This is a genomic window from Variovorax sp. 01T439_2, assembly GCF_056398445.1.
In genome coordinates, this window is sequence record NZ_JBFTPJ010000858.1 from 1 (window position 1) to 2,577 (window position 2,577).

A 2,577-nucleotide genomic window follows, 5' to 3' on the forward strand; every position below is an offset into this window, starting at 1 on the left:
CCGTAGTCAAGGTCGACCTCGGCATCTTCCGCGAGCAGCTTCTCCGTGCCGTTGGCAAGATCGACCTCGACCAGCGCAAGCTTGTCGCGCCCCACATTCGTCAATGCCCAGAGCCGCCCCGCGCCGAGATCGATGCGCTGCGGCCAGAAGGAATCGAATGCCTTCACCGTCCGGAATGCGCGCCAGCTGCCGTCGGGTTGGCGCAGTTCCAGAAGCCGGTCGGAGCCGTCCGCGCTTCCGAGCTGCCGCATGCGGCCCGCGAGTTCGCGCCGGGTGTCGATGAACCAGGCCAGCACGCGGCTGTCAGGCTCGCTGCGCGCAACTTCGCGCACGGTGCGCGTGCGGGCATCGCCTTCGAAAAGATCCATGCTGGAGCGGTCCCGCTGATTGTTCGCGAACAGGAAGGTGGCGCTGCCCGGCGCGCCCCATCCCAGCATGGCCGAGCGCACGCCCGGCCAGGGCGTGACGGCCCAGGGCCTGGCGCCCGGAGCCTCGGTGTCGAGCACGAAGATCTGCGTGTTCTCGTCGCCCGTGAAGTCTTTGAGGTAGGCCAGGTGGCGGCTGTCGGGCAGCCACATGTAGGTTGGCCCGGACACGAAGGGCCGCGCGAGCGTGCCGGTCGCAAAGGTGCGGGTGCTGGGGCTTTTGACCTCGGCTGCATCGGAGGTCTTGCGCACGCCAAGTCCCACATCGGTTCCGACCGCCTGCACCCATGCAAGCTGTTGTCCATCGGGCGAGAGAACGTGGCCGTTGACCGCATCGATGTTCGCCACGAAACGCCGCATCGGCACGAGCGGCGGGAGCGTGTTGTCCTGCCGCGCCGACACCAGCGCGGGGTGCGTGGGGCCGGTGGCGCAGCCGGCAAGCAGTGCCGCGGCGCTGCACATGGCTGCAAGAGCGGCGTACCAACCGCTGGGGGTCCTGGTGTTTCTCATGCTTTGGGGTCCCTCGTGAATGTTCTGGCGTGCGGCCTTGTCCGCGCCTGGATTCTGCGGGCCGCAACCTTTGGCTTTGCCAAAGGTTCGCTCGCGCACAATGGCCGGGTGCACATCCTGCTGATCGAAGACGACCTTGAACTTGGCCGCGCCCTGCAGGCCGCGCTCAAGGTCGACGGCCTGAGCAGCGAATGGCGCCGGCGGGCGGCGGATGCGCCACGCGAACTGGACGGGAGCGCATTCGACTGCGTGCTGCTCGACCTGTCGCTGCCCGACGGCAATGGCCTTGAGCTGCTCGCACGCTGGCGGCGCGGGGGCAGCAGCCTCCCCGTCATCGTGATCACCGCCCGTTCGGCGGTGGAAGACAGGCTGGCCGGGCTCGACGGAGGCGCGGACGATTTCGTGATCAAGCCCTTCGCCACCGCCGAGCTGATTTCGCGCATTCGCGCCGTGCTGCGCCGCTCGGCGCGGCAGGCCAGCGAGGTGTGGACCCTGGGCACGCTGTCCATCGAACCGCGCCGGCACGTGGCGTCGCTGAACGGCGAGCCGCTGGAACTGTCGCCGCGCGAGTTCCGGCTGCTGCTCGAGCTGGCGCGCGAGCCGGGCGCGGTGGTCGCCAAGGGCGTGCTCGCGCAAAAGCTGGAGCCCCTGGGCGAGCCGGTGGATTTCGCCGCGGTGGAGGTGCATGTGTCCAACCTGCGGCGCAAGATCGGCGGTGCCATGGTGCACACCGTGCGCGGCGTGGGCTACATGCTCGTGCCATGAGCAGGCTGTGGCGCCCCTCGCTCGTGCAGCGTGTGTTTCTTGCGGTGCTGCTGGCCTTCGTCTTCGTGCTGCTGGCATTGCAGGCGTACATGTATATCAACTTCCGGCAGTCGTTGACCGTCGACCAGGGGTTGAGCCGGCTCGGCAGGTCGTTGACGCAGGCGATCTCGCAGCTCGATGACGAAGCGCGCGCGCGCGCCGTGATCGCCTCGGCCGAAACGATCTACAAGAGCATGCGGATCAGCGGCAACCCGGCGGGGACGCTCCGGTTCCAGCTGTCGGACCGCGGCGGAAAGCTGATTCATTCGTCGCCGGAACTGCGCAGCGAGATCCTGGCCGGGCCCTTGCGAAAGGTGGCAACGCAGCACATCGATGGCGAGCCGTACTGGGTGTACCAGGACGAAACGCCGCGCTGGTCGCTGCGCATTGCAGAGCCCGAGCGCACCTTCGTCAAGGTGCTGCCCAACAACACGCGCAGCGTGCTGCCCTATCTGCTGCTCGCCTTTCCCATCGTGCTGCTGCCGGTCTGGTTTGCGGTGAAGCACGGATYGCGGCCATTGCGCCGCCTGGCCGACGGCATCGGGCATCGAAAGGCGTCCGATCTTTCGCCGCTGGGCGTCGATCCGCCCTATGCGGAACTCAGGCCGCTGACATCCGCAATCGAACGCATGCTGCAGCAGCTGCGCGACAAGGTGGCGCGCGAGCGTGCGTTCGTGCACGACGCCGCGCACGAACTGCGAACGCCGATGGCGGTCATTGCGGCGCAGGCGCATGCGCTGGCGGGCGCGGACAGCAGCGAGAGCCGCGGCCGTGCCCAGGCTCATCTGGAGCAGGCGATCGCACGGGCCTCGCACCTGACGCAGCAGCTGCTCGATCT

The 2,577-nt window shown here is 68.2% G+C and carries 3 protein-coding genes; 2 read left to right on the plus strand and 1 reads right to left on the minus strand.

Annotated elements, in window-relative coordinates; all coding sequences use genetic code 11:
* Positions 1-935: beta-propeller domain-containing protein (locus tag AC1DOC_RS28840; protein ID WP_478131035.1), on the minus strand; the 935-nt coding region annotated here is incomplete at its 3' end.
* 108 nt (positions 936-1,043) lie between these two features.
* Between AC1DOC_RS28840 and AC1DOC_RS28845 the strand changes: the two genes are divergently transcribed.
* On the plus strand, positions 1,044-1,700 hold the full coding sequence (locus AC1DOC_RS28845; protein WP_026283990.1) for a response regulator: 657 nt from the start codon (positions 1,044-1,046) through the stop codon (positions 1,698-1,700).
* Positions 1,697-2,577 (plus strand): histidine kinase dimerization/phospho-acceptor domain-containing protein (locus AC1DOC_RS28850; RefSeq protein ID WP_478131036.1); only part of this gene is annotated, 881 nt, incomplete at its 3' end. The genes AC1DOC_RS28845 and AC1DOC_RS28850, both read left to right, overlap by 4 nt.